Source organism: Spirillospora sp. NPDC049652, from assembly GCF_040675125.1.
GTDB lineage: Bacteria > Actinomycetota > Actinomycetes > Streptosporangiales > Streptosporangiaceae > Spirillospora.
Genome location: NZ_JBFAOF010000019.1, coordinates 1 through 26,243 on the forward strand (window position 1 = coordinate 1; position 26,243 = coordinate 26,243).

The 26,243-nt window shown below is 72.8% G+C and carries 19 protein-coding genes and 1 pseudogene; 16 read left to right on the forward strand and 4 right to left on the reverse strand.

Going from position 1 to position 26,243, the window contains the following annotated elements; translation table 11 throughout:
* From AB0J52_RS02950 to AB0J52_RS02960, 3 genes are all read left to right on the forward strand, one after another.
* Nucleotides 1–511, forward strand: a 511-nt coding sequence (locus AB0J52_RS02950) for a DUF3152 domain-containing protein (RefSeq protein ID WP_500179861.1), incomplete at its 5' end; no start/stop codon positions are given.
* A gap of 89 nt (nucleotides 512–600) precedes the next feature.
* Nucleotides 601–1,677 carry a tRNA 2-thiouridine(34) synthase MnmA gene (mnmA, locus tag AB0J52_RS02955; protein ID WP_500179862.1) on the forward strand — a complete coding sequence of 359 codons (1,077 nt, stop codon included), beginning with the start codon at nucleotides 601–603 and terminating at the stop codon, nucleotides 1,675–1,677.
* A gap of 106 nt (nucleotides 1,678–1,783) precedes the next feature.
* Nucleotides 1,784–2,602, forward strand: coding sequence for an LLM class F420-dependent oxidoreductase (locus AB0J52_RS02960; protein WP_500179863.1), 819 nt, complete (start codon nucleotides 1,784–1,786; stop codon nucleotides 2,600–2,602).
* Between the two features lie 97 nt (nucleotides 2,603–2,699).
* Here AB0J52_RS02960 and AB0J52_RS02965 read toward each other — a convergent pair whose 3' ends face one another.
* Entirely contained in the window at nucleotides 2,700–4,796 is a 2,097-nt protein-coding gene (locus tag AB0J52_RS02965; protein WP_500179864.1) for a right-handed parallel beta-helix repeat-containing protein, read from the reverse strand.
* 127 nt (nucleotides 4,797–4,923) lie between these two features.
* On the opposite strand from AB0J52_RS02965, the gene AB0J52_RS02970 reads away from it, so the two are divergent.
* The 3 genes from AB0J52_RS02970 (at nucleotide 4,924) to AB0J52_RS02980 (ending at nucleotide 10,614) form a co-directional block, all read left to right on the forward strand.
* Entirely contained in the window at nucleotides 4,924–5,925 is a 1,002-nt protein-coding gene (locus AB0J52_RS02970; protein WP_500179865.1) for a methionine synthase, read from the forward strand.
* 85 nt (nucleotides 5,926–6,010) lie between these two features.
* Nucleotides 6,011–8,200 carry an NAD-dependent DNA ligase LigA gene (ligA, locus tag AB0J52_RS02975; RefSeq protein WP_500179866.1) on the forward strand — a complete coding sequence of 730 codons (2,190 nt, stop codon included), beginning with the start codon at nucleotides 6,011–6,013 and terminating at the stop codon, nucleotides 8,198–8,200.
* A 242-nt stretch (nucleotides 8,201–8,442) separates the two neighbouring features.
* Nucleotides 8,443–10,614, forward strand: coding sequence for a putative bifunctional diguanylate cyclase/phosphodiesterase (locus AB0J52_RS02980; protein ID WP_500179877.1), 2,172 nt, complete (start codon nucleotides 8,443–8,445; stop codon nucleotides 10,612–10,614).
* 171 nt (nucleotides 10,615–10,785) lie between these two features.
* Here the strand turns inward: AB0J52_RS02980 and AB0J52_RS02985 are convergent, their stop codons facing one another.
* Nucleotides 10,786–11,028: a DUF6458 family protein gene (locus AB0J52_RS02985; protein ID WP_500179867.1), complete on the reverse strand. Its 243-nt coding sequence runs from the start codon at nucleotides 11,026–11,028 to the stop codon at nucleotides 10,786–10,788.
* 218 nt (nucleotides 11,029–11,246) lie between these two features.
* Here AB0J52_RS02985 and gatC point away from each other — a divergent pair, with 218 nt between their 5' ends.
* The 3 genes from gatC to gatB are packed head-to-tail and all read left to right on the forward strand — an operon-like array spanning nucleotide 11,247 to nucleotide 14,553.
* The gene (gatC, locus tag AB0J52_RS02990; protein WP_117357673.1) at nucleotides 11,247–11,546 is read left to right on the forward strand and encodes an Asp-tRNA(Asn)/Glu-tRNA(Gln) amidotransferase subunit GatC; all 300 of its coding nucleotides are present in this window, start codon (nucleotides 11,247–11,249) and stop codon (nucleotides 11,544–11,546) included.
* Nucleotides 11,543–13,054 (forward strand): Asp-tRNA(Asn)/Glu-tRNA(Gln) amidotransferase subunit GatA, encoded by a 1,512-nt coding sequence (gene gatA, locus AB0J52_RS02995; protein ID WP_500179868.1) that lies wholly within the window; start codon nucleotides 11,543–11,545, stop codon nucleotides 13,052–13,054. The genes gatC and gatA overlap by 4 nt, the downstream gene beginning before the upstream one ends.
* Before the next feature lie 14 nt (nucleotides 13,055–13,068).
* Nucleotides 13,069–14,553: an Asp-tRNA(Asn)/Glu-tRNA(Gln) amidotransferase subunit GatB gene (gatB, locus tag AB0J52_RS03000; protein WP_500179869.1), complete on the forward strand. Its 1,485-nt coding sequence runs from the start codon at nucleotides 13,069–13,071 to the stop codon at nucleotides 14,551–14,553.
* 63 nt (nucleotides 14,554–14,616) lie between these two features.
* Here the strand turns inward: gatB and AB0J52_RS03005 are convergent, their stop codons facing one another.
* The gene (locus AB0J52_RS03005; protein WP_500179870.1) at nucleotides 14,617–15,738 is read right to left on the reverse strand and encodes a PQQ-dependent sugar dehydrogenase; all 1,122 of its coding nucleotides are present in this window, start codon (nucleotides 15,736–15,738) and stop codon (nucleotides 14,617–14,619) included.
* A 430-nt stretch (nucleotides 15,739–16,168) separates the two neighbouring features.
* On the opposite strand from AB0J52_RS03005, the gene AB0J52_RS03010 reads away from it, so the two are divergent.
* The 4 genes from AB0J52_RS03010 (at nucleotide 16,169) to ilvC (ending at nucleotide 22,910) form a co-directional block, all read left to right on the forward strand.
* Nucleotides 16,169–19,180, forward strand: coding sequence for a putative bifunctional diguanylate cyclase/phosphodiesterase (locus tag AB0J52_RS03010; RefSeq protein WP_500179871.1), 3,012 nt, complete (start codon nucleotides 16,169–16,171; stop codon nucleotides 19,178–19,180).
* Between the two features lie 327 nt (nucleotides 19,181–19,507).
* Nucleotides 19,508–21,253 carry an acetolactate synthase large subunit gene (locus AB0J52_RS03015; RefSeq protein ID WP_500179872.1) on the forward strand — a complete coding sequence of 582 codons (1,746 nt, stop codon included), beginning with the start codon at nucleotides 19,508–19,510 and terminating at the stop codon, nucleotides 21,251–21,253.
* Between the two features lie 5 nt (nucleotides 21,254–21,258).
* Entirely contained in the window at nucleotides 21,259–21,783 is a 525-nt protein-coding gene (gene ilvN / locus AB0J52_RS03020) for an acetolactate synthase small subunit (RefSeq protein ID WP_500179873.1), read from the forward strand.
* A 143-nt stretch (nucleotides 21,784–21,926) separates the two neighbouring features.
* Complete coding sequence (gene ilvC / locus AB0J52_RS03025; protein WP_500179878.1) at nucleotides 21,927–22,910, forward strand: ketol-acid reductoisomerase; 984 nt, start codon at nucleotides 21,927–21,929, stop codon at nucleotides 22,908–22,910.
* 77 nt (nucleotides 22,911–22,987) lie between these two features.
* On the opposite strand, the gene AB0J52_RS03030 is transcribed toward ilvC, so the two are convergent.
* Complete coding sequence (locus AB0J52_RS03030) at nucleotides 22,988–23,788, reverse strand: hypothetical protein (RefSeq protein ID WP_500179874.1); 801 nt, start codon at nucleotides 23,786–23,788, stop codon at nucleotides 22,988–22,990.
* A 60-nt stretch (nucleotides 23,789–23,848) separates the two neighbouring features.
* Between AB0J52_RS03030 and AB0J52_RS03035 the strand changes: the two genes are divergently transcribed.
* The 3 genes and pseudogenes from AB0J52_RS03035 to AB0J52_RS03045 form a co-directional block, all read left to right on the forward strand.
* A complete protein-coding gene (locus tag AB0J52_RS03035; protein ID WP_500179875.1) occupies nucleotides 23,849–24,013 on the forward strand; it encodes a hypothetical protein in 165 nt (54 codons plus the stop codon).
* A complete protein-coding gene (locus AB0J52_RS03040; RefSeq protein ID WP_500179876.1) occupies nucleotides 23,998–25,638 on the forward strand; it encodes a DUF2079 domain-containing protein in 1,641 nt (546 codons plus the stop codon). The genes AB0J52_RS03035 and AB0J52_RS03040 overlap by 16 nt, the downstream gene beginning before the upstream one ends.
* Nucleotides 25,639–25,933: 295 nt before the next feature.
* Nucleotides 25,934–26,243: pseudogene (locus AB0J52_RS03045) on the forward strand (hypothetical protein); the annotation flags it as partial.

The following is a 26,243-nucleotide window of genomic DNA, read 5'->3' on the forward strand; positions in this document are numbered from 1 at the left end:
CCGGTACGTCGTGGCCAGGGGGACGGTGCGGCCCCCCGCGGGCGCGCGCGGCACGACCGTCCGGTACGCGGTGGAGATGGAACGCGGCCTGCCGTTCGACGTCACCGAGTTCGCCGGGACGGTGCACAAGGTGCTGAACGACCCGCGGAGCTGGGGGCACGGCGGCCAGATGCGGTTCGTCCGGGTCGACCACGGGCCGGTGTCGTTCCGCGTGGCGCTGTCCAGCCCGGCCCTCACCGACCGGCTGTGCGCGCCGCTGGTCACCGGCGGCGAGCTGTCCTGCCGGCAGGGCGTCCGCTCGGTGATCAACGCGCGCCGCTGGGGGACCGGCGTCCCCTGGTACCAGGGCGACCTGGCCGCCTACCGGGAGTACGTGATCAACCACGAGGTCGGGCACGCGCTCGGCCACGGCCACCAGCAGTGCCCCGGCCCCGGCCGCCGCGCCCCGGTGATGGTGCAGCAGACCAAGTCGCTGTACGGCTGCCGCCCGAACCCCTGGCCCTTCCCCTGACCGGCCGCCCGCCCGGGCCTTCCCTCTGACCGGTTCGTCCGCGACGGGTTGGAAAAGGAGTGGCGGACGGCCCTTACGCTGGAGTGGTTATGACTCTGCGCGTACTGGCCGCCATGTCCGGCGGCGTCGACTCCGCCGTGGCCGCCGCCCGTGCCGCCGAGATGGGGCACGACGTCACCGGCGTCCACATGGCCCTGTCCAGCGACCCCCAGTCCTACCGGACGGGCGCGCGCGGCTGCTGCACCCTGGAGGACTCCCGGGACGCGCGCCGCGCCGCCGACGCGATCGGCATCCCGTTCTACGTCTGGGACCTGGCCGAGCGCTTCCGCAACGACGTGATCGAGGACTTCGTCAGCGAGTACGCGGCGGGCCGCACGCCCAACCCGTGCCTGCGCTGCAACGAGAAGATCAAGTTCCAGGCGCTGCTGGACCGGGCCGTCGCGCTCGGCTTCGACGCGGTCTGCACCGGCCACTACGCCCGCTGGGACGGCGCGACCCTGCGCCGCGCCGTCGACACCGGCAAGGACCAGTCCTACGTCCTGGCCGTCTGCACCCCCGAGCAGCTGTCCCGCGCGATCTTCCCGCTCGGCGACACCACCAAGGCCGACATCCGCGAGGAGGCCGCGCGGCGCGGCATCCAGATCGCCAAGAAGCCCGACAGCCACGACATCTGCTTCATCGCCGACGGCGACACCAAGGGCTTCCTCGCCGAGCGGCTCGGCGCCGCGCCCGGCCCGATCGTGGACGTGGACGGCGCGGAGCTCGGCGAGCACGAGGGCGCGTACGCCTACACCATCGGGCAGCGCAAGGGGCTGCGGCTGGGCCGTCCGGCCCCGGACGGCCGGCCCCGCTACGTCCTGGACATCTCCCCGGTGACCAACACCGTGACGGTCGGGCCGCGCGAGGCGCTGGACGTCCACGAGATCACCGCGGAGCGTCCGGTGTGGCTGGGCGAGGCGCCCGCCGGCCCGGTCGGCTGCCAGGTGCAGCTCCGCGCGCACGGCGAGGTGCACGACTGCATCGCCGAGCCGTCCGGGGACGGGGTCCGCATCCGCCTGGATCGTCCGGCCCGAGGCGTCGCCGCAGGTCAGGCCGCCGTCCTCTATGCGGACGACCGGGTGCTCGGCTCGGCGACCATCGCCGAGACCAGCCGCGTCCCCGCCTGACCCGCCCGCGTCCCTTCCGCCGGTTCGGCGCCGCGGGCTCTGGGCAGCGACCAGGTCGGTTCCGTAAGCTCCCGGGGGCATCACCCCACGTGAGAGGAACCCGCCTGTGAAGTTCGGCGTCTCGACGTTCGTCACCGACGACGGCATCGGCCCCGCCCCGCTCGGAAGGGCCCTGGAGGAGCGCGGGTTCGGCTCGCTGTTCCTCGCCGAGCACACGCACATCCCGGTCGCGCGCGAGACGCCGTGGCCGGGCGGTGCGGAGCTGCCGCGCCACTACTACCGGACGTACGACCCGTTCGTGGCGCTGAGCGCGGCGGCGGCCGTCACCGAGCGGCTGACGGTCGCGACCGGCATCGCCCTCATCGTCCAGCGCGACCCGATCGTCCTGGCCAAGGAGGTCGCCTCGCTCGACCACGTGTCCGGCGGTCGGGCCGTCCTGGGCGTCGGCGCGGGCTGGAACCGCGAGGAGATGCGCAACCACGGCACCGACCCGCGCACGCGCATGAGGCTGCTGCGCGAACGCGTCCTCGCCCTGAAGGAGCTGTGGACGAAGGACGAGGCGGAGTTCCACGGCGAGTTCGTCGACTTCGACCCGGTGTTCTCCTACCCCAAGCCGGTTCAGGACCCGCACCCTCCGGTCCTGCTGGGCGGCTCCGGCCCGACGACGTTCGACCGGGTGGTCGAGTTCGGCGACGGCTGGATGCCGATCTACGGCCGCGGCACCGAGGACCTCCCGAACCAGATCGCCGAGCTGCGCGAACGCGCGGGCCGCCGGCTGCCGGTGACCCTGTTCGCGGTCCCGCCGAAGGCCGAGGTGATCGCCGAGCTGGAGGCGGCCGGGGCGGACGAGATCCTCTTCAACCTGCCGACCGCGCCCGAGGACGAGACGCTGCGCACCCTGGACGAGCTGACCAAGCTCTTCTGACCCGACCCGAGCTGACCTGAGCCGACCTGAGCGGACCCGAGCCAGCCTGAGCCGGGGAGCCGCGCCGAAACGAGGCTCCCCGGCGTCCGGGCCCGGGCTACCGCTTGGCCATGAACGCGGCGGCGTGGTTGTAGAGCTTGTACAGCTTGAACGCCGTCGCGTACGCGGGCGCGCAGGCGTTGCCGAACACGGTCGTGGCCTGCTGGTCGGTCAGCGTGGCCCCGGCGGCGGCATGGTCGCTGGAGCCGATGCGCGCGCCGAACACCTGCCGCATGACGTCCAGCATGTGCTGCCGCTGGGCGGGGGAGACCGTCCTCCACCACAGGCAGTCCACGTGCGAGAGGCTGCCGTCCTGGTGGTTCTCGTTGGCCGCGGCGGTCCTGCCGGGCGCGACCGTCTTCGTGCCGCCCGGCTTGGACGGGGTGGTGTACCAGGGGCACGGGCCGCCGGGCACGCGCTTGTCCTGGGTGATGCAGGTGAGCAGTTCGGCCTCGTTGCCCAGGTTGCCGAATCCGACGCTGAGCCAGGGCGCGCGTCCGCCGAGGCAGTCGGGAAGGTTCGCCGGGGACGAGGTGACCTTCTTGCCGGGTGCCGCGGTGTTGCCCCACCAGCAGTTCTGGGTGTTGCCGGGGAAGGCGTCCCACCAGAAGTCCACGCCGTTCGGGGCGACGGCCTTGGTGGGGGAGACGCCCATGACGTTGCCGTAGAACCTGTTGCGGTAGGACGTGGAGACCGTGAGCGGGTTGCAGCCGGGAATGTCCTTGCGGTCGCCGCACACCGCCGCGTCCGGGGACGAGAACAGCATCGGCCCGCGCCGCCAGTTGTCGTAGAAGTGGTTCTCGCGGACGACGTTGTCGTTGCCGCCCGCGATCCACAGGCCCGTCCCCACAGGCACCGGGACGGACGGCGAGACGTCCGAGCCGGGCAGGTACGGGTTGAAGTTGTTGGAGTAGAAGTTGTTGGCCTCGACCAGGTCGCCCTGCTGCGGGAAGCCGGGGTGGCCCGCCGCCGTGAACACGTCCGTGGTGAAGCCGAGGGCGTTCTCGTAGAAGTTGTTGTGGTCGACGTGGGTGGCCGAACCGTTCGTCCCCGAGTAGCCGCTCGTGTTGTGGTGCGAGTCGCAGTAGCGGATCTCCTGGCTGTACCGGAACGCCGGGTACCACTTGGTGTCGCGTCCGGCTGAGGTCTTGGCCCCCGCGCCCGGGTAGAGGCCGGAGTCACCGCTTCCGGCGGCCTCGCAGTTCTGCACGAGACCGTGGTCCTCCACGAACGTCAGGACGCCGTACTCGCCCGAGTAGAACGCCTTGAACCGGTCGAGCAGGTAGCCGTCCGTCTCCAGGACGTAGATCCCGTGTTCGTTCGCATGGCGGACGTTCACGTTCCGCAGGACGAACCCGTCGGCGCGGTCGACGCGGAGGCCGACGTCCTTGGCGGAGCCGCGCGGGCCGCCGTTGCCGGAGGCGACGCGTCCGGCGTCCACGACGACGTCGTCGGCGCTGACGCCCGACCCCTCCAGTTGCAGGTTGCACCGGACGCAGGACCCGAGGTTGGGGATTCCGTGCCGGTCCACCAGCGGCGGGTCGGGGTCCTTCGCGGAACCGGGCGTCCGGCCCATGACGGCGATGAGATTGGCGTCGTTCTGGCACCGGTACTCACCCAGGTAGGAGTACGCCCCGGACAGCAGTTCGTACTGCTCGCAGGCCGGGTCGTGGGAGAGCGCCTTGCGGGCCGTCGGCTCGGTGTACACCCCCGGCAGCACGACCACGCGGTCGTTGTTGCCGGACGCCGTGACCGCCGGCTGGATCTCGCGGAACGAGCAGCGCGCGAACAGCGCCTTGTTGGTCTTCCACAGGGCGTCCGCCTCCGCCCTGCCGAGCTTCCTGTGGTCGTGCGGGCGGATGTGGTACCCCACGCGCAGGGCCTTGTCGATGGACGCGCGCAGGCGTTTCAGCGAGTCGGACTGGCACACCACGTGCGTCCGGCTGCCCGGCTGGAGCGCGGAGGCCAGGGACCGCGCGGCCGGAACCTTCCCGCCCGCGCAGGGGCTGACCGAGCAGTCCGGCTTCGGGTCGGGCCAGTAGGAGGGGCGTTCGATGTGGGCCCGGGCCGGGGCGGTCAGCCCCGCCAGCACCAGGCAGGCGGACAGGAGGATCGTCAGCGGAGTCAGCAGCCGTCGGGGGGTGGGTCTGCTCACCGGGGGTTCCCTTCGTCCTGCGGCGGGGATCCGAGTGCGACAAAAGGGGTGTTTCGAAATTGCCGTGACGGTTTCACGCCAGTGGGGTGCGGTCAAGCGCCCGGTAAGCCCGTTAAGCTGCCGTGACATGGCGTTTCCATGGATGTCCGGCAGTGCGACCGGCGTCGGCTCCCACCCGGGCGGCGACCCGGCCGAGGCCCTGCGGATCGTGTTCGGCGAGGTGGCGCAGCTGCCGCACCTGCCCGAGCTGCCCGCGCGCGGCCCCGGCGCCGACATGATCGGCCGCACCGCCGGGATGCTCGTCGAGCTGCCCGTGCGGGTCGAGCCGTCCGGCTGGCGCTTCGGCGACCGGCCCGGCCGCGACAACCGGCGCGCCGCCGACCACCTCCGGCACGACCTGGACGTCCTGGAGGAGGTGGCCGAGGGGTACGCCGGGCCGTTCAAGATCCAGGTCTGCGGGCCGTGGACGCTGGCCGCCGCGATCGAGCTGCCGAACGGCCAGCGCGCGCTGCGCGACCCCGGCGCCGTCCGCGACCTCACCTCCTCCCTGGCCGAGGGCGTCGCGCGGCACGTCGCGGACGTCCGCCGCGCCGTCCCGGGCGCCGAGATCCTGCTCCAGCTCGACGAGCCGAGCCTGCCCGCCGTCCTCGCCGGACGCGTCCGGACCGCCAGCGGCCTGTCGACCCTGCGCCCGGTCGAGGGCCCGGTCGCCGAGCAGGGCCTGCGGGAGGTCTTCGAGGCCGCGGGCGACGTCTTCCCGCTCGTCCACTGCTGCGCCTCGGACGTGCCGTTCGGGCTGCTGCGCGGGGCCGGGGCCAAGGGCATCTCGGTCGACCTGCGGCGCGTCCCCGGGCGGGACGACGACGCGGTGGGCGAGGCCATCGACGCCGGCGTGGCCCTGTTCCTCGGCGTCGTCCCGGGCACGGACGCGCCGCTGCCACCGCTCGCGAAGACCGCCGAGCCCGTCCGGGAGCTGTGGCGCAGGCTCGGTTTCCCGGCCGCGACGCTCGGCGACCAGGTCGTCGTGACGCCCGCCTGCGGCATGGCCGGTGCGTCCCCCCGCTACGTGCGCGCGGCGCTGGCCCGGTGCCGGGAAACGGCGCGTATGCTCCACGAGGCCGACGGGTAGGCGGTCCGGGCGCCGCCGTCCGGACCGGGCGCGACACCCCGCCCCGGGCCCCGGAAATGTCGGTGGGGCGCGCAAGAATAGGGGCATGACCTTGAGCGACGGTGTTTCGGAAGGCGGGGTTCCGGCGGACGCGCGGCACACGCACGCGCGGCTGAGCCAGGAGATCGACGACGCCAACTACCGGTACTACGTGCTCGACCAGCCGACGCTGACCGACGCGCAGTACGACGCGAAGATGCGCGAGCTCCAGACCCTCGAGGCCGACCACCCCGAGCTGGTCACGCCCGACTCGCCCACCCAGCGGGTCGGCAGCCCCTTCGTCACCGACTTCGCGACGGTGGCGCACCTGGAGCCCATGCAGAGCCTCGACAACGCGATGAACGCGGACGAGCTGCTGGAGTGGAACGACCGGGTCGTCAAGGAGGTCGGCGAGGGCCGGGCGTCCTACCTGTGCGAGCTCAAGATCGACGGCCTGGCGGTCGCGCTGACCTACCGCAACGGCGTGCTGGAGCGCGCCGCCACCCGCGGCGACGGCCGCACCGGTGAGGACATCACGCTCAACGTCCGCACGATCGACGCCGTCCCGGACCGGCTCGCCGGCGAGGGCTGGCCCGAGGTGCTGGAGGTCCGGGGCGAGGTCTTCCTGCCGGTCGAGGGCTTCGAGAAGGTCAACGAGGTCCAGGTCGAGCAGGGCAAGGAGCCGTTCGCCAACCCGCGCAACGCCGCCGCCGGCTCGCTCCGCCAGAAGGACCCGCGGGTCACCGCGTCCCGTCCGCTGAGCATGCTCGTGCACGGGTTCGGCGCGTGGGAGGGCGGCGAGCGGCCGACGTCCCAGGCCGGGACGTACGAGACGATGAAGTCGTGGGGGCTGCCCACCAGCGACCGCTACCGGGTCTTCGAGACGCTCGACGAGGTCCGCGAGTACATCTCCCACTACGGCGAGCACCGGCACGACCCGGCGTACGAGATCGACGGCGTGGTGGTGAAGGTCGACCAGTTCACCCTGCAGCGGCGGCTCGGCTCCACCTCGCGCGCGCCGCGCTGGGCGATCGCCTGGAAGTACCCGCCGCAGGAGGTCAACACCAAGCTGCTCGACATCAAGGTCGGCGTCGGGCGCACCGGGCGGGTCACCCCCTACGGCGTGATGGAGCCGGTGAAGGTCGCCGGGTCCACCGTCGAGCGCGCCACCCTGCACAACGCGGGCGAGGTCAAGCGCAAGGGCGTGCTGATCGGCGACACCGTCGTGCTGCGCAAGGCGGGCGACGTGATCCCGGAGATCGTCGCGCCGGTCACCGGCCTGCGCGACGGCTCGGAGCGCGAGTTCGAGATGCCGACGCACTGCCCCGACTGCGGCACCGAGCTGGCGTACGAGAAGGAGGGCGACGCCGACATCCGCTGCCCGAACGCCCGGTACTGCCCCGCTCAGCTGCGTGAGCGCGTGTACTACCTGGCCAGCCGCAAGGCGCTCGACATCGACGCGCTCGGCTACGTGGCGGCGACCGCGCTCACCCAGCCCCTGGAGCCGAAGGACCCGCCGGTCACCAACGAGGGCGACCTGTTCCACCTGACCGTCGAGCAGCTGCTGCCGATCCGCAGCATGGTGCTCGACCAGGAGACCGGCACCCCGAAGGTCGACCCCAAGACCGGCGAGGACAAGGTCGTCACGTTCTTCGCCAACCTCGACGGCGAGCCGAAGAAGACCGTCGAGCTGCTCTTCGAGTCGCTGGAGAAGGCGAAGCGGCAGCCGCTGTGGCGGGTGCTGGTCGCCCTGTCGATCCGGCACGTCGGCCCCCGCGCCGCCCAGGACCTCGCCCGCGCCCTGCGCTCGATGGACGCCATCGCGAACGCCACCGAGGAGGAGCTCGCCGAGGTGGACGGCGTCGGGCCGACGATCGCCGCGTCCATCAAGGACTGGTTCGCCGTCGACTGGCACCGCGAGATCGTCGAGAAGTGGCGCGCCGCCGGGGTGCGGATGGCCGACGAGGGCGCGGACGAGGGCCCGCGCCCGCTGGACGGCGTGACCGTGGTGATCACCGGTTCGCTGGAGCGCTACAGCCGCGACTCGGCGAAGGAGGCGGTGGAGCGGCTCGGCGGCAAGGTCTCCGGCTCGGTGTCGAAGAAGACCGACTTCGTCGTCGTGGGGGACAGCCCCGGGTCCAAGTACGACAAAGCCGTCAAACTCGGCGTTCCCGTGCTGGAAGAGGACGGATTCGGCGTCCTGCTCGCCGACGGGCCGGATGCGGCCAAGGCCGTAACCGAACGCACCGAGGACTGACCTGCGGTGACATCGTCAGTGGTGACCAGCGGGTAGTTACTTAAGGGTACTTTTCGACTACCTACTGGTAGCATGGCCCGGCGGGGAGGGCATAACGGTACGTACCCATCCGGTTCCGCGAAGTTGACCGCAAGCCGTACTCTCCCACCTATCACGGCGGACTCCGGGGCCGATCCTCCGGCTCCCGGGTCCCTTTTCCGCCGCACCGCCAGGGGATGACCTCCCGGACCCCCGAGGAAGTGATGAAGGACCCGAACAGCACGCGGAACACCTCGCCGCGCCGGGGCTCCCCGCTGTGGATCTTCTTCGCCGTCAGCATCGGGCTGGGCGCCGCCGCGGGCGCGGCGGCGCTCGCCGGGCTCGCCCGCGCCGACCTGGACGCCCTGGTCGGCAACCCCGTCTTCTGGCTCCTCGGCGCCTTCATCGTGGTGGGCGAGCTGCGCCCGATCATCGCCCCCGGCCTCACCGAGACCAGCGGCGCGACCACCTCGACCACCTTCTCCATCGCGGCCCTGCTGTACGCGGGGCTGCCGGTCGCCGCGACGCTCCAGGCCACCGCCGCGATCACCTGCGGGATCTTCCGCGGCCGCAGCCCGCACCGGATCGCCTTCAACGCCGCCCAGTACATCCTCAGCCTGGGCGCGTCCGCGCTGGTGCTCCGCGCCTTCGGGATCCACCCCTCGCCCACCGCCCTGTGGGTGCCGGGCGGCCGCGACCTGCCCGCCATCGCGCTCGTCGGGGCCGCCTACTTCGTCACCAACCTCACCCTCGTCGGGTCGGCCATCGCGCTGCACGAGCGGATCTCCCTCGTCCGCGCGGTCCGCTGGGACCTGCCGTACCAGGTCCTCGTCCACCTGGCGCTGCTCGGCCTCGCGCCGCTGATGGTCATCGCCATGGACCGGTCGGCCGCGTTCGTCCCGCTGATCGTGCTGCCGTTCATCGCGGTGTACCTGAACGCCTCGGTGTCGGTGCGGCGGGAGCACCAGGCCCTGCACGACGGGCTCACCGGGCTGCCGAACCGCAAGCTGCTCATCACCCGCACCGAGAGCGCGATCGCCCAGCTCGGCCGGCCGCCGGGCCGTGCCGCCGGGGCCGCCCGGGCCGCGCGCGGGCCGGCGGGCGGCGCGCTGCTGCGCCGCGGCGGCGACGAGACGGCCCGCCGGGTCGGGCTGTTCCTGCTCGACCTCGACCGGTTCAAAGAGGTCAACGACACCCTCGGGCACCCCACCGGCGACCGGCTCCTGCAACTGGTCGCGCACCGGCTGACGCACAGCGTCCGCCCCGGCGACCTGGTCGCCCGTCTCGGCGGCGACGAGTTCGCGGTGCTGCTGCCGACCGTCCGGGACGAGGCCGCCGCGCGCGAGGTCGCCGCCCGGCTGCGCGCCGCGCTCAGCGAACCCGTGCGCCTGGACGGGGTGTCGTTCGACCTGGAGGGCAGCGTCGGCATCGCGCTGTACCCCGACCACGCGCCCGACTTCGAGCTGCTGCTCCAGCGCGCCGACGTCGCGATGTACCACGCCAAGGGCAGCCGCACCGGCGTGGAGGTCTACTCGCCCGACCGCGACCGCAACTCGCCCGCCCGGCTCGGCCTGCTCGGCGACCTGCGCCGCGCGCTCGACCGGGGCGAGCTGGAGCTGCGCTACCAGCCCAAGATCGCGCTGCGGGACGGCCGGCTGGTCGGCATGGAGGCGCTGCTGCGCTGGCGGCACCCCGAGCGCGGCGTGCTCACCCCCGAGGAGTTCCTGCCGGTCGCCGCGCAGACCTACCTCATGCGCGCGATCACGCACGAGGTCGTCGACATGGCGCTCGCGCAGGCCGAGGCGTGGTGGTGGGAGGGGCTGACCGTCCAGATCTCGGTGAACGTCTCCGGCCGCGACCTGCTGGACGCCAACCTCGCCGAGACCATCGCCGAGGGCCTGGTCGCGCGCGACCTGCCCGCCGCCGCGCTCCAGCTGGAGATCACCGAACGGGTGCTGACCGGCGAGCCCGCGGCCGCCTCGGGCACCGTCGCGGCCCTCACCGACCTCGGCGTCGCGCTCAGCCTGGACGACTTCGGCACCGGGTACTCGTCGCTGGTCCGGCTGAAGCGGCTGCCGATCGAGGAGGTCAAGATCGACTCCTCGTTCGTGCGCCGGCTCACCGGCTCCCCGGACGACGCGGTCATCGTCCGCTCGGTGGTGGAGCTGGTCGGCACGCTCGGCCTGCGCTCGGTCGCCGAGGGCGTCGAGGACGCGCAGACCGCCGCGCTGCTGCGCGAGATGGGCTGCGACGCCGCCCAGGGCTGGCACTTCGCCCGCCCGATGGACGCCGTCCGGGCCACCGCCTACCTGCGCCAGGGCGCCCACGCCGCCGGGGCGGCCGGCGAGGGCGACGCGCCTCTCGACGGCCGCCCGGCGCCGGTGGGCCGCCAGTGATCCGGCTCACGGCCGGACGCCCCGGGCCGGCGGGCGGGACGCCGTAGCGGCGGCGCGCCGGTCGATCCGGGGTCGTGCGGACGAGGGCCGGCACGTGCGGACGAGCGGCCAGCACGTGCGGACGAGGGACCGACACGTGCGGACGGGGCGTCGGTCCGTGCGGCCGAGGGGTCAGTAGCGACGGCGCAGTTCCGGGTCCTCGTAGTAGCGCTCCTCGCGGACGGCGGGGGGCGGCGCGACCGGACGGCGCCGCGCGCTGACGATGCGGACGATGCCGATGACCAGCCCCAGCAGCCCGCCGAGCATGAGGATGATGCCGACCACGCGGATGTCCACACCACTGAACTGGTAGTCGACCGCGTAGGACAGGATGGCGCCGATGATGATCAGGGCGATACTGCCGCCGATGGTCACCGCGATCTCCTTCCGTTGCCGAAGTTGCTCCCTGTCCGTTCCCCGAGGACGCGGTTGAAACGGAAACCGGCCGTTCCACCCGCCGGCGGGCGCGGCGGGCGTGCCGGGGCGGGGAGCCGCGGGCGCGGCCGATCATGCTGGGTAAACGAGTCGGGCCAGACGACCGGGACCCATAGGATGAGGGGGAATCCAGTCAACCCGTAGGAACGAGTCCGCACATGTCCGCGATCACCCGAGCCGAGGTCGCGCACCTCGCCCGGCTGTCCCGGCTGGCGCTCGGCGAGGACGAGCTCGACCATCTCGCCGCCCAGCTCGACCAGATCATCTCCGCGGTCGCGCGGGTCCAGGAGGTCGCGGCGGAGGACATCCCGCCGACCTCGCACGCGCTGCCGCTGACCAACGTCTACCGGGCCGACGAGAACCGGCCCTCGCTGACCCCGGAGCAGGCGCTCGCCGGCGCCCCGGCGGCCGAGGAGCAGCGCTTCCGGGTACCGCGGATCCTGGACGAGGAGGCGTGAGCGTGAGCGAGCTGATCGGGAAGGGCGCCGCCGAGCTCGGCGGGCTGATCGCCTCCGGCGAGACCTCCGCCGCGGAGGTCGCCGCCGCCCACCTGGACCGGATCGAGGCCGTGGACGACCAGGTCCACGCGTTCCTGCACGTCGACCGCGAGGCCGTGCTCGCGCAGGCGCGGGCGGTGGACGAGCGCCGCGCCGCGGGCGAGGAGCTGGGTCCGCTGGCGGGCGTGCCCGTCGCGCACAAGGACGTCTTCACCACCAAGGACATGCCGACCACCGCCGGGTCCAGGATCCTGGAAGGCTGGCGGCCGCCCTACGACGCGACCGTGACCGCGCGGCTGCGCGCCGCCGGGATGGTCATCCTCGGCAAGACCAACATGGACGAGTTCGCCATGGGGTCGTCCACCGAGAACAGCGCGTTCGGGCCGTCCCGCAACCCGTGGGACCTCACCCGCATCCCCGGCGGCTCGTCCGGCGGGTCGTCGGCGGCGGTCGCGGCCTACGAGGCCCCGCTGTCCACCGGCACCGACACCGGCGGCTCGATCCGCCAGCCCGCCGCGGTCACCGGCCTGGTCGGCATGAAGCCGACCTACGGCGGCGCGTCCCGGTACGGCATGATCGCGTTCGCGTCGTCGCTGGACACCCCGGGCCCGTTCGCCCGCAGCGTGCTGGACGCCGCGCTCATGCAGGCCGCGTTCTCCGGCCACGACCCGATGGACTCCACCTCGATCGACGCGCCCGTCCCGCCGGTCGTGGACGCGGCCCGCCGCGCCGACGTCAACGGCCTGCGCGTCGGCGTCGTCAAGGAGTTCGCCGGCGAGGGCTACCAGCGGGGCGTGCTGAACCGCTTCGACGAGACCGTCGAGCTGCTGGAGTCGATGGGCGCCAAGGTCGTCGAGGTGTCGTGCCCGCACTTCACCTACGCGATGCCCGCCTACTACCTGATCGCGCCGTCGGAGTGCTCGTCCAACCTGGCCCGCTTCGACGCGATGCGGTTCGGCCTGCGCGTCGGCGACGACGGTGTGCGCAGCGCCGAGGAGGTCATGGCGCTGACCCGCGCCGAGGGCTTCGGCGCCGAGGTCAAGCGGCGCATCATGCTCGGCACCTACGCCCTGTCGTCGGGCTACTACGACGCCTACTACGGCAAGGCCCAGCAGGTCCGCACCCTGATCATGCGCGACTTCGAGGCCGCGTTCGAGCAGGTGGACGTGCTGATCTCGCCGACCACCCCGACCACCGCCTTCCCGATCGGCGAGCGCGCCGACGACCCGATGGCGATGTACCTGGCCGACCTGTGCACCATCCCGGCCAACCTGTCGGGCAACCCGGCGATCTCGGTGCCGTGCGGCCTGGCCGACGAGGACGGCCTGCCGGTCGGCCTGCAGATCATGGCGCCGGTGCTGGCCGACGACCGCGTCTACCGGGTGGGCGCGGCCCTGGAGAAGGCCCTGGAAGACCGCTGGGGCGGCCCGCTGCTGGCGAAGGCCCCGAAGCTGGAGGCGGGCGAGTGAGCGTGGAGACGCCGATGAAGTACGACGAGGCGCTGGCGCGCTTCGAGCCGGTGCTGGGCATCGAGACCCACATCGAGCTGGGCACCGCGTCCAAGATGTTCTGCGGCTGCCGCACCGAGTTCGGCGCCGAGCCGAACACCCAGGTCTGCCCGGTCTGCCTCGGCCTGCCGGGCTCGCTGCCGGTGACCAACAAGGCCGCGATCGAGGGCATCATCAAGATCGGCCTGGCGCTGAACTGCGACATCGTAGAGTGGTGCCGGTTCGCCCGGAAGAACTACTTCTATCCGGACATGCCGAAGAACTACCAGATCTCCCAGTACGACGAGCCGCTGTGCGTCGACGGCCACCTGGACGTCGAGGTCGACGGCGAGACGTACCGGATCGAGATCGAGCGCGTCCACATGGAGGAGGACACCGGCAAGTCGCTGCACGTCGGCGGCGAGACCGGGCGCATCCACGGCGCCGACCACTCCCTGGTGGACTACAACCGCGCGGGCATCCCGCTGGTCGAGATCGTCACCAAGCCGATCACCGCGACCGGCGACAAGGCGCCGCTGGTGGCCCGCGCGTACGCCACCGAGCTGCGCGACCTGGTCCGCTCGCTCGGCGTCTCGGACGTGAAGATGGAGCAGGGCTCGATGCGCTGCGACGTCAACGTGTCCCTCATGCCGCGCGGCGCGTCCGAGTGGGGCACCCGCACCGAGACCAAGAACGTCAACTCGCTCCGGTCGGTTGAGCGGTCCGTCCGGTCCGAGATCGAGCGGCAGGCGGGCGTGCTCGCCGCCGGCGGCCGGATCACCCAGGAGACCCGGCACTTCCAGGAGGCGACCGGCACCACCACCAGCGGCCGCTCCAAGGAGGAGGCGCAGGACTACCGGTACTTCCCGGAGCCCGACCTCATCCCGATGGCGCCGCCGCGCGAGTGGGTCGAGGAGCTGCGCGCGACGCTGCCCGAGCTGCCCGCCGCGCACCGCCGCCGCGTCCAGGCCGAGTGGGGCCTCACCGACCTGGAGCTGCGCGACGTCGTCAACGCCGGCGCGCTCGTCCTGATCGAGGACACCGTCAAGGCCGGCGCGGACGCCGCGTCCGCCCGCAAGTGGTGGATGAACGAGCTGTCCCGCCGCGCGACCGAGCAGTCCGTCGAGCTCGCCGACCTGCCGATCACGCCGGAGCAGGTCGCCCGCGTCCAGGCGATGGTCGCCGCCAAGGAGCTCAACGACAAGCTCGCCCGCAAGGTCTTCGAGGGCGTCCTCGCCGGTGAGGGCACGCCCGACGAGGTCGTCGCCGCGCGCGGCCTCAAGGTCGTGTCCGACGACGGCGCGCTGGAGTCGATCATCGACGAGGTGATCGCCGCCAACGCCGACGCCGCCGACAAGGTCCGCTCCGGCAAGGTCGCCGCCGTCGGCGCCCTGGTCGGCGCGGTCATGAAGGCCAGCCGGGGCCAGGCCGACGCCGCCCGCGCCCGCGAGCTCCTCCTCAAGAAGCTCGACCAGTCCTGACCCACCTCCGACGGCCGCCGCCCCACCCAGGGCCGGCGGCCGTCGCCGTCTCCACCGGGCGGGTCAGTGGAGGGGGATGAGGAGGATTCGGTCGTCGTTCTTCTTGGGGTCGCCTCGGCCGTCGCGGTTGCTGGTGGAGACCCAGAGGTTGCCGTCGGGGGCGCGGACGACGGCGCGGAGGCGGCCGTAGGCGCCGTTGAAGTAGGCGATCGGCGTGCTGACCTTGCCGTTGTCCAGGGGGATCTGCCAGAGGCGGGTGCCGCGGAGGGCGGCGGCCCAGAGCGAGCCGCGGGCGTAGGCGAGGCCGGACGGGGACGCCTCGGACGTCGGCCAGGTCAGGAGGGGGTTGGTGAAGCGGGAGTCCTTGCCGAAGCCCTCGACCTTGGGCCAGCCGTAGTTCCGGCCCTTCTGGATGAGGTTGATCTCGTCGAAGCGGTCCTGGCCGAACTCGGTGGCGTACATGCGGTTCGCGTCGTCCCAGGCCAGGCCCTGGACGTTGCGGTGGCCCATGGTCCAGACGGGTGAGCCGAACGGGTTGCCGGGAGCGGGCTTGCCGTCGGGTGTGACGCGCAGGATCTTGCCGCCGAGCGAGTCGCGGTCCTGCGCGAGCTCGGTGCGGTACGTCTCGCCGGTGCCGATGTAGAGCATGCCGTCAGGGCCGAAGGCGATGCGCCCGCCGTGGTGGTTCTGGCCCTTGGGCGCGCCGGTCAGCAGCGGCTGCGGCGCGCCGAGCCTGTCGCCGTCCAGGGTGAGGCGCGCCAGGCGGTTGTCGGTGGCGGACGTGAAGTACAGGTAGACGCGGTGGTCGCGGTCGAAGGACGGCGAGACCGCGACACCGAGCAGACCGCCCTCACCGGACGCCTCGACCCCCGGAATCCGGCCGAGGTCGGTCTTCTCGCCGTCCGGGGTGACACGGAGCAGGTGGGCGGTGTCGCGTTCGGTGACCAGGGCGTCGCGGTTCGGCAGGAACGCGATGGCCCACGGGACGGACAGTCCGGTCACCAGGTCGCGCGGCTCGCCCGGGACGGCCGAGCCCGGGGGCGGGGAGTCGGGGGCGGGCGAGACGGGCGGCGGGGTCTGCGCCGTGCGGGTGGGGCTGATGGAACCGCACCCGCCGAGCAGGACGGTCCCGAGGGCGGCGGCGAGCAGCCGCGCGCCCGCCCCGGACGAGCCGATGGTGCGCATAGGTTCATTCAATCCCCGGCCGGACCGCCCTCCAACCACCCCCGTCCGGTGTCCCGGCGGCCACTACGCAGCGTGACCTCCGGCGTGTCGCGCGAAGATCCGGTGATCTCGGCGAACACGCGGCGGGACCGGCGGTCGGGCCCGGCTTTGTCGCCGGGAGGACGCCCAGCCTCAATCGCTCCGTGACCTACGGAACGTACATTGAGCATCACGGTGATCCCGCCATGCAGCAACGTCGCTGTCCCACCGCCGGCGCAGCCGGAACGCTCCCGCCGCCGCCCCCACGGCCGACCGCGTCACGGGGCACGATCCACCCGGCATCGGGCGTTGACCCTGCGACCGGCGGGTGACCGGGGGGACGACGCAACGGGTGCGCGGCAGAGCGCGCCGGGGACCGAGAGGTCCCGAGGGGCAGGAGGGACACGGCGCGATGAGCGGCGAGAGGGCCAGACGGCTGCCGCCCTGGGCGGTTCCGGTCGGCATGGTCGCGGTCATCGGCGTGCTCTACGCCGTGGGCTCGCTGCTCGGCTGGGGCGGCCCCGCCTATCTCGGCTGGGCCGAGACGGCCGCCGCTGCCGCCGCCGCGACGTGCCTGCTGCCGCTGGCGCTGCGCCGCGTCCGGCCCGTCCCCGCGGACACGGGCCTGCCGGAGGACGACGAGCCTCCCGACGTGCCCGAACCCGCCGACGTGCCCGAGCCCGTGCCCGCGCAGGCGTCCTGGCGGTGGTTCGGGATCGCGGCCGCCGCCTGGGGGATCGGCGCGCTCAGCCGCACCCTGTCGGCGATGCTGCACGGCGGCGGGACGCTCGCGCTCTCGGTCACCGACCCGTTCTACCTGGTGGCGATGTTCGCGCTGGTCACGGGCCTGGTCCTGCCGATCAGGCCGCCGCGTTCGGCGCGGCTGTGGACGCGGTACGCCGCCGACACCTACGTCTGCGTCGCCGGGCTGTTCGTGCTCGGCTGGGTGTCGCTGTTCGGGACGCTGTTCCACCGGTCCGGCGAGTCGCCGGGCGAGTTCCTCCTCGAACTGCTGTATCCGCTGCTCGGAACGATCCTGGTCTGCGGATCGCTGCCGTTCGTGCTGGGCACGTCGCGCGGTGACCGGCGGCCGGCGTGGCTGGCGTACGGCGCGCTGACGGCGTTCGCGGGCGCGGACGTCGTGACCACGGTCGTCCGGCTGCGCGGCGGCGCCCCCGCCGACGACCCGGCCGACATCCTGCGGCTGGCCGGGCTGCTGCTGCTCGTCCTGGTGCCGTGGCTGCCGGGCGACCCGGCCGCGGTCCCGGCCCGTCCCCGGCGCGGCCGGATGATCGGCCCGGGGCTCGCCACCGCCGCCGTCGCGGCGCTCGCCGCGCTGTTCGTCACCGGCCACTCGCTGACCGGGCGGTCCGGGATCGACCCGGTGGTGCCGATCGTCGCGGGGACGGCCACGCTCGTCCTGCTCGTCCGGCTGGCGGGGCTGCTGCGCGAGAACGACGCGCTGCGCCGCGCGGTAGAGACCGGCGAGGACCACTTCCGCGCGCTGTCGGAGAGCATCAACGACGCGGTGCTGATCTGCGACCTGGACGCGGTCGTCCAGTACGCGAGTGCGGGTGCGCTGCGCACCTACCGCTACGAGGCGGCCGAGCTGCTGGGCCGTCCGCTCGGCGAGATCATCCACCCGGAGGACCTGCCGCGCGTCCGCGAGGTGTTCGCCTCGTTCCTCGCCGGGGACGGCGACGCCGCGACGGCGGCGCTGCCCGACCCGGCCTCCGACCTGCTTCCCGACGTGGAGGCGGACGACGACCTGGACGACGGTCCGCCGCCGCTGCTGGCCGGGCGGTTCCCCGGCCGGTCGCTGCGGGTGGCGTGCCGGGTCCGGGCCGCGGACGGCACCTGGCTGCCGACCGAGTCGACCGTGTCGCGCTACAGCGGCGCGGGCGGCGCGCCCGGACGGCTGCTGGTCACCACCCGCGACCTGTCCGAGCAGGCCGCGCTGCAGCGCCAGGTCGCGCACCTGACCTTCCACGACGGCCTGACCGGCCTGCCGAACCGCGCGTACTTCGAGGAGCGCACCCGCGAGGTGCTGTCCCGGCTGGAGCATCCCGCCGCGCGGCGCGGCGAGGACGGCGAGCCGGGCGGCAAGGGCACCGTCGCGGTCGTCTTCGTCGACCTGGACGGCTTCACCGACATCAACGACTCGGCCGGGCACGCCGCGGGCGACCAGGTCCTGGCGCAGGCGGCGCGGCGGCTGCGCGGCACCGTCCAGGCCGACGACACGGTGGCGCGCTGGGGCGGCGACGAGTTCGCCGTCATGCTGCAGCTCCCGGGCAGCGACTCGCAGGTGGCGGTCGAGCTCGCCGAGCGGCTGCTGCGCGTCCTGTCGACCGAGCCGTACCGGGTGGGCAGCAAGAACATCGCGCTCACCGCGAGCGTGGGCATCGCGTTCACTGGCGACTCCGACCCGCTGGACGGCCCGGACGCCCGGCCCGGAGCGCGCCGGGACGAGGCGGGCGGCGCGGCGGCGGCGCGGCGCAGCGCGGCCGACCTGATCCGCAACGGCGACCTGGCGATGGCGCGGGCCAAGGAGCTCGGCGGCGGACGCGTCGAGGTGTTCGCGCCGCACATGCACGCCGACGCGGTACGCCGGCTCGAACTCGGCAGCGACCTGCAGCGGGCGCTCGCCGAGGAGGAGTTCGCGGTCGAGTTCCAGCCGGTCGTGGAGCTCGGCACGTCCCGGGTGACCGGGGTGGAGGCGCTGGTCCGCTGGTGGCGGGGGAGCGAGCCGGTCCCGCCGGAGGAGTTCATCGGCCCGGCCGAGGAGTCCGGCCTGATGATCCCGCTCGGCGACTGGGTGCTGCACGAGGCGTGCCGGGAGGTGGCGCGCTGGCGCGCGGACTCCTGGGACATCGGCCTGTCGGTGAACTTCACCGCCCGGCAGATCGCCGCTCCCCGGTTCGTGGAGTCGGTCGCGGCGGCGCTGGAGCAGACCGGCCTGCCGCCGCACGCGCTGACCCTGGAGGTCCGCGAGGAGGTGCTCGTCGAGGACGGCGGGCACAACGTGGAGCGGCTGTCGCGCCTGCGCGACCTGGGCGTCCGGCTCGCGATCGACGACTTCGGCACCGGGTACGCCTCGCTGGCCTACCTGGGGCAGCTCCCGGTGGACATCATCAAGATCGACCCGTCGTTCGTGGCCGGGCTCGGCCGGGACGAGACGCTCACCCTGCTCACCCGGACGATCGTCCGGCTCGGCCGTGACCTCGGTCTCACCGTGGTGGCCGAGGGCATCGAGCGGCCCGAGCAGCTGGAGCTGCTGCGCGAGATGGACTGCCCGCGCGGGCAGGGCTTCCTGGTGGCGCGTCCGATGGCCGCCGGACGGGTCGAGTCGCTCGTCCGCACCAATCTGCGGGGCACTCCGGGCGCGATCGACCTGCCGCTGGAAGGCTCCGCGCTCACCACCTGACGGCCGTCCGGCAAGCGCCGCGACGGCCGGTCCCCGACACTCAGCCGACGTCTCGGCGGCCACCTGCCGATCCACCCGCATCTCATATGGTGAGATAAAGTGTCCAAGGATTTGACCGGCGGGTGGAACGTCGGCCAGAGTGGTCACCGTGCAGAGCTTCTCCATCATTCTCGTAGTACTTGGTCGGCGCGCAGGCTGATCAAGCACTCCCACCTGCGCGCTTCCCTCGACCGCCATCCGGGCGGGCGGGGGTTTTTTGTTGGCCGAGTGCACCCGAAGCGCACCCGCGACCGCTGGACGCGGGCCTGTCCCCAAGGAATCGGAACCATGACGACCGAACAGATGACGGGAGCCCAGGCGCTGGTCCGCGCCCTGGAGAACGTCGGCGTCGACACCGTGTTCGGCATCCCGGGCGGCGCGATCCTCCCGGCCTACGACCCGCTCTTCGACTCCCGCAAGATCCGGCACATCCTGGTCCGGCACGAGCAGGGGGCGGGGCACGCGGCGCAGGGCTACGCGGCGGTGACCGGGAGGGTCGGGGTGTGCATGGCCACCAGCGGCCCCGGCGCCACGAACCTGGTGACGCCCATCTCCGACGCCTACATGGACTCGACCCCGATGGTGGCGATCACCGGTCAGGTGGCCACCTCGCTGATCGGGACCGACGGCTTCCAGGAGGCCGACATCTCCGGCATCACGATGCCGATCACCAAGCACAACTTCCTGGTCACCCAGCCCGAGGACATCGCCCGGACGATCGTCGAGGCGTTCCACATCGCCTCCACCGGACGGCCCGGCCCGGTCCTGGTCGACATCGCCAAGGACGCCCTGCAGGCCACGTTCGGGTTCGAGTGGCCCGTCCAGATGCGGCTGCCCGGGTACCGGCCGGTCACCCGCCCGCACTCCAAGCAGGTCCGCGAGGCGGCCAAGCTGATCGTCGAGGCTGAGCGGCCCGTCCTGTACGTCGGGGGCGGCGTGCTGAAGGCGAACGCGGCCGCCGAGCTGAAGGTGCTCGCCGAGCTGACCGGCGCGCCGGTCGTCACCACCCTGATGGCGAAGGGCGCGCTGCCCGACAGCCACCCGCTGCACATGGGCATGCCGGGCATGCACGGCAGCGTCGGCGCGGTCGGCGCGCTGCAGCGGTCGGACCTGCTGGTCGCGCTGGGCGCCCGGTTCGACGACCGGGTCACCGGCAAGCTGGACGACTTCGCGCCGGGCGCCAAGGTCGTGCACGCCGACATCGACCCGGCCGAGATCTCCAAGAACCGGCACGCCGACGTCCCGATCGTCGGCGACGCCCGCGAGGTGATCGCGGACCTGGTGGTCGCGGTCCAGGCCGAGCACGACGCCGGCCGGCGCGGCGACTACACCGCCTGGTGGCGGCAGCTGGAGGCGTGGCGCACGACCTACCCGCTCGGCTACGACCTGCCCGAGGACGGCGGCCTGTCGCCGCAGTACGTCATCGAGCGGATCGGCCAGATGGCCGGGCCGGACGCCTACTACGTCGCGGGCGTCGGCCAGCACCAGATGTGGGCCGCGCAGTTCATCAAGTACGAGCGTCCGGGCGCGTTCCTGAACTCGGGCGGCGCGGGCACGATGGGCTTCTCGGTCCCGGCCGCGATGGGCGCCAAGGTCGGCCGGCCCGACTCGGCGGTCTGGTCCATCGACGGCGACGGCTGCTTCCAGATGACCAACCAGGAGCTCGCCACCTGCGCGATCGAGGGCATCCCGATCAAGGTCGCGGTCATCAACAACGGCAACCTCGGCATGGTCCGGCAGTGGCAGACGCTCTTCTACGACGGCCGCTACAGCAACACGAACCTGCACTCCAAGCGCATCCCCGACTTCGTGAAGCTCGCCGAGGCGTACGGTTGCATCGGGCTGCGCTGCGAGCGTCCCGAGGACGTGGACGCGGTGATCGCCAAGGCCATGGAGATCAACGACGTCCCGGTCGTCATCGACTTCGTCGTGCACCAGGACGCCATGGTCTGGCCGATGGTCGCCGCCGGGACCACCAACGACGACATCAAGATCGCCCGGGACATGGCTCCCGACTGGGAGAACGGAGACTGACCCCGATGAGCCAACACACCCTCTCGGTGCTGGTGGAGAACACGCCGGGCATCCTGGCGCGGGTCGCGGCCCTGTTCTCGCGGCGCGGCTTCAACATCGAGTCGCTCGCGGTCGGCACGACCGAGCACCCCGACATCTCCCGCATGACGATCGTGGTGAACGTCGAGAGCCTGCCGCTCGAACAGGTCACCAAGCAGCTCAACAAGCTGATCAACGTGCTCAAGATCGTCGAGCTGGACCCGGGCCAGTCGGTCCAGCGCGAGCTGGTCCTGGTCAAGGTCCGCGCCGACGCCGAGACCCGCTCGCAGGTCCTGGAGACGGTGTCGCTGTTCCGCGCCAAGGTCGTGGACGTCGCGCCCGACGCCGTCACCATCGAGGCGACCGGCAACCGCGAGAAGCTGGACGCGTTCATCCGCGTGCTGGAGCCGTTCGGCATCAAGGAGCTCGTCCAGTCCGGCCTGGTGGCCGTCGGCCGCGGCGCGCGCTCCATCACCGACCGCTCGCTGCGCGCGATCGAGCGCTCCGCCTGACGACCACCGCGCGACCCGTTCGGGCGGCTCCGTTCGGCGACCCCGTTCGGCGACTGTCCGGCAACTCCTGTTCGGCACCGCCCGGCTGCGTCCGGCCAGGGCGATCCGCTCCGCACAACGAAAGGCACATAGAAGTGGCTGAGATGTTCTACGACGACGCCGCCGACCTGAGCGTCATCCAGGACCGGCACGTCGCCGTCATCGGATACGGCAGCCAGGGGCACGCCCACGCGCTGTCGCTGCGCGACTCCGGCGTCGACGTCCGCGTCGGCCTGCGCGAGGGCTCGGCCAGCCGGGAGAAGGCCGAGGCCGAGGGCCTGCGCGTGCTCACCCCGCGCGAGGCGGCCGAGGAGGCCGACCTGATCATGCTGCTCGCGCCGGACCACCACCACCGCGAGATCTTCGAGAACGACATCAAGCCCGCGCTGGTCGAGGGCGACGCGCTGTTCTTCGGCCACGGCTTCTCGATCCGCTACGGCCTGGTCGACCCGCCGGAGGGCGTGGACGTCGCCATGGTCGCGCCGAAGGGCCCGGGCCACCTGGTCCGCCGCCAGTTCACCGCCGGCCGCGGCGTCCCGGTGATCGTCGCGGTCGAGAAGGACGCCTCGGGCAAGGCCTGGGACCTCGCGCTCGCCTACGCCAAGGGCATCGGCGGCCTGCGCGCCGGCGGCATCCGGACCACCTTCACCGAGGAGACCGAGACCGACCTGTTCGGCGAGCAGGCCGTGCTCTGCGGCGGCGCGTCCGAGCTGGTCAAGACCGGTTTCGAGGTGCTGACCGAGGCGGGCTACCAGCCCGAGGTCGCCTACTTCGAGGTGCTGCACGAGCTCAAGCTGATCGTCGACCTCATGTACGAGGGCGGCGTCTCCAAGATGTACTGGTCGGTCTCCGACAACGCCGAGTACGGCGGCCTCACCCGCGGCCCGCGCGTGATCACGCCGGAGACCAAGAAGGCCATGCAGGCGATCCTCGGCGAGATCCAGTCCGGCGAGTACGCCAAGGAACTGATCAACGAGTTCGAGTCGGGCCAGGCGAAGTTCGCCGAGTACCGCAAGAACCTCGCCGCGCACCCGATCGAGGAGACCGGCGCCAAGCTGCGTCCGATGATGAGCTGGCTGAACGACTGACATCGTTCCCGGGCACGCGCAATTCCCGGGCATGCGGAAGGCGGGCGCTTCGGCGCCCGCCTTTCCGTTCTCCCGGGTCAGCGGATGAGGCGGCGGCGGATCCTGGTGCGCAGCGGCGCGGGCCTCGTCGCCGCCCGGACCAGCAGGGCCAGGTGGCCGCCGCTCCCGGTCAGGTGCAGGGCCGCCTCCAGATCGTGGCCCGGGACGGCCCGTGGCGTCTCGTCCACCTTGAACCCGGCCCCGCGGACGCCGCCGAACCGCGCCTCCCGGGTGACGCCGAGCGCGGTCGCCACGACGTGCACGTCCCAGCGTCCGGTCCCGAGGACGGCCGGATCGGCGATCGCCACGAAACCGCCGTCGCCGCCGTCGCCGCTGGGTTCGATGGTGAGCCGGTGCTCCGCCTCCGCCTCCCGGTCGCGCAGCAGGACCTCCACGGCGGTCCGGTGCGTCTCGACGCGTTCGACGGCGGCCCTGCCCGCGATGCGCACGCGGCCGTTCTTCCAGCCCGCCGTGTCCAGCCGGTGGTCGACGCCCACCTCGGCGGTGATGTCGGCGTCCTGCCGGGGGACGCCGCGCAGGTAGGGGTACACCGCGTAGACGCGTCCGCCGACGACGACCGCGCCGCTGGAGAGGCCCGCCGCCTCGTCCCGGATCAGCCGCTCCAGTTCGTCGTGCAGGCCGCGCTGGACGCAGAACGCGCGCATCCGGTATGCGACGGGCAGCCCGGCCCGCGCCTCGTCGCTCAGGCCGGACTCGCCGAGGACCCGCCGGGTGTCCGCCATGATCCGGTCCCGCTCCTCCCGGTCGAGGTCCAGGAAGCTCTGGTCGTACACGCGCAGGACGTCGTGCAGAACGCTGATCGTGCAGTCCGGGGTCACGAGGCTCTCCAGATCGGCCGGGTATCACGGTTACGGTAAAGGCCCGGGACGCTCCGGACCGTGAAATCGTCACAGCGTGTCGCGCCGATGGGCGTGCCGTCCGGGTTGCTCCGGTCCGTGGGCTTTCGCTCCGAGGACGGCCGGGCCGAGCCGGACCGGAAGCCGGAGATGGCCCGGCCGGGCGAGCCGTGGCTGGTAGCGTCCGGCGCGTGGCTGATCCGGTGACGGCAGGTGACGGCACGGATGCGGGGTGCTCTCGGTCGGAGGTCGCCGAGAGCGTCGGCCCGCGCGATGGGGGAGGCGCTCGGCCGCGGCTGCGGACCGGTGTCGCGGCGGCCCCGGCCCTGCTCGCCGCCGTCACGGCGGCGGTCTACTCGCTTTACGCGCTGCTGCGCCTGCACACGTTCCGGGCGAGCACCTACGACCTGGTCATCTTCGACCAGGCGCTGCGCTCCTACAGCCGCCTGCGGCCACCGATCGCGCCGGTGAAGGGCGTGCACAACGGGTTCGGGCCGGACTTCCCGATCCTCGGCGACCACTTCTCGCCGATCCTCGCGCTGATCGCTCCGTTCTACCGGCTGCACGACGGCCCGGCGACGCCGCTGGTCGCGCAGGCCGTGCTGTTCGCGCTGGCCGTCGTGCCGATCTGGCGGTTCACGCGCCGCCGCCTCGGCCCCGCCGCCGCGCTGTGCGCGTCGCTCGCGTACGCGCTGTCGTGGCCGATCGCCGAGGCGCTGCGGTTCGACTTTCACGAGGTCGCGTTCGCCCCGCTGCTGACGGCCGCCGCGATAGAGCGGTTCGATGCGGGCCGGCGCGGCCGGGCGGTGCTCGCGGCCGTGCTGTTGCTGCTGGTCAAGGAGGACACCGGCCTCCTCGTCACCGGATTCGGCCTCTTCCTGCTGGTGTCGCGGCCGAGACGCCGCCTCGACCGGCGGTGGCTGCTGCGCGGGGACCGCCCGCTGGGCACGGCGCTGGTCGTCCTCGGGCTGGCGACCACGGCCGTCGTGTCGCGTGCTGTGATCCCGGCGTTCGGCGGGGACGAGGACTACTACTTCGCGTACGGCCAGTTCGGCCCGGACATGAGGAGCGCGGCCCTGCACGTCGTGACGCATCCATGGGACGCGGTGGCGGCGCTCGGCACACCGCCGGAGAAGCTCGGGACGATGGCGCTGCTCGTCCTGCCGTTCCTGGCGTTGCCGCTGCTGTCACCGCTGACGCTCGTGGTCGTCCCGCCGCTGCTCGAACGGATGCTGTCCGGGAAGTTCGAGAACTGGTGGGCACCGCACTACCACTACAACGCCTTTCTCGTCGCGGCGCTCGTCCTGGCGGCGGTGGACGGCGCGACCCGCCTCCAGCGGCTCCTTCCGCGCACCCGCCTTTCCCGACGCGTTCGCCTCGGCCCGCTGCTGGAGCATTCCGGGGTGTGGCTGACCGCCGGGATGCTGGCCGGGACGCTCGTCACCGTCCCGGCGTTCGCCTTCCGCTCGCTCGCGGACGGCTCGCTCTACGTGCGCGGCGCGCGCGCCCGGGCCGCCGCCGCGGCCGTCGCCCAGGTGCCGTCCGGAGTGGAGGTGGAGGCGGTCAACCGCACCGGCCCCGCCCTGTCCGGCCGTGCCCGCGTGCTGCTCTGGGACCGGACGCCGCGCTGGGCCGACTGGGTCGTGGGGGACGACGCCCACGCGCAGTTCCCGTTCACCTCGGTGGACGAGCAGCGGCGGCGGCTCGCCCTGCTCGCGCGGTCCGGTTACCGGACGGTGTTCTCCCGGGACGGCTACGTCGTCCTGCACCGCGAGCCGCGGGGGCTTCGTTGGACGGGTCGTCCGATACGGCCGGGTCAGCACGGGGCGTAAAGATTCCCCCGACCCGATGGCGAGGGAAATCTACCTTTTTGGAGTTCTCTGTCGGATACTGAAAGCGAGCCGCGACGGCCGCGGCGGTTCGGCGCACCGGCCCGAACCTGCGATTGTGGCCGCGCCCCGAGCGGCAGTGGGGCGAGAGTGATGAACGGCGCTTTCGCGGACCGGCCCCGGGGGTGCGGCCGGGACGCTCTGACGGTGAACAACTGCCGCCGACGCGGCGGGCGAGAAGGTAATTCTCTGCAATTCCTTGTGGTCCGTCCCAAACCACCGTCGGCGGTGGTGTGAGGTGGGCCCGGCGGCGGGACGCGACCTGCGGCACTGGGACACGTGCGGGCAGGCGTGGATCGGGCTGCTGCGGCACGTCTGGCTCGCCGGCGAGGCGGGCATGGAGGACGGCGGGCCGATCATCGAGGGCCCGCCCGTCCTCTTCGAGGTCGCCTCGCTGAGCTGGAACGACCCCGTCCTCGGCCGGTACGGCGACCGGGCCGCGATCGCGCACTGGTCCCAGGCGTCGCGCGAGCGCGCCGAGGCGGCGGGCCGGCTCGGCGGCAGGCTGCGCGACCGGCACGGCGTGGACCAGCTGCACTGGGCCGCGG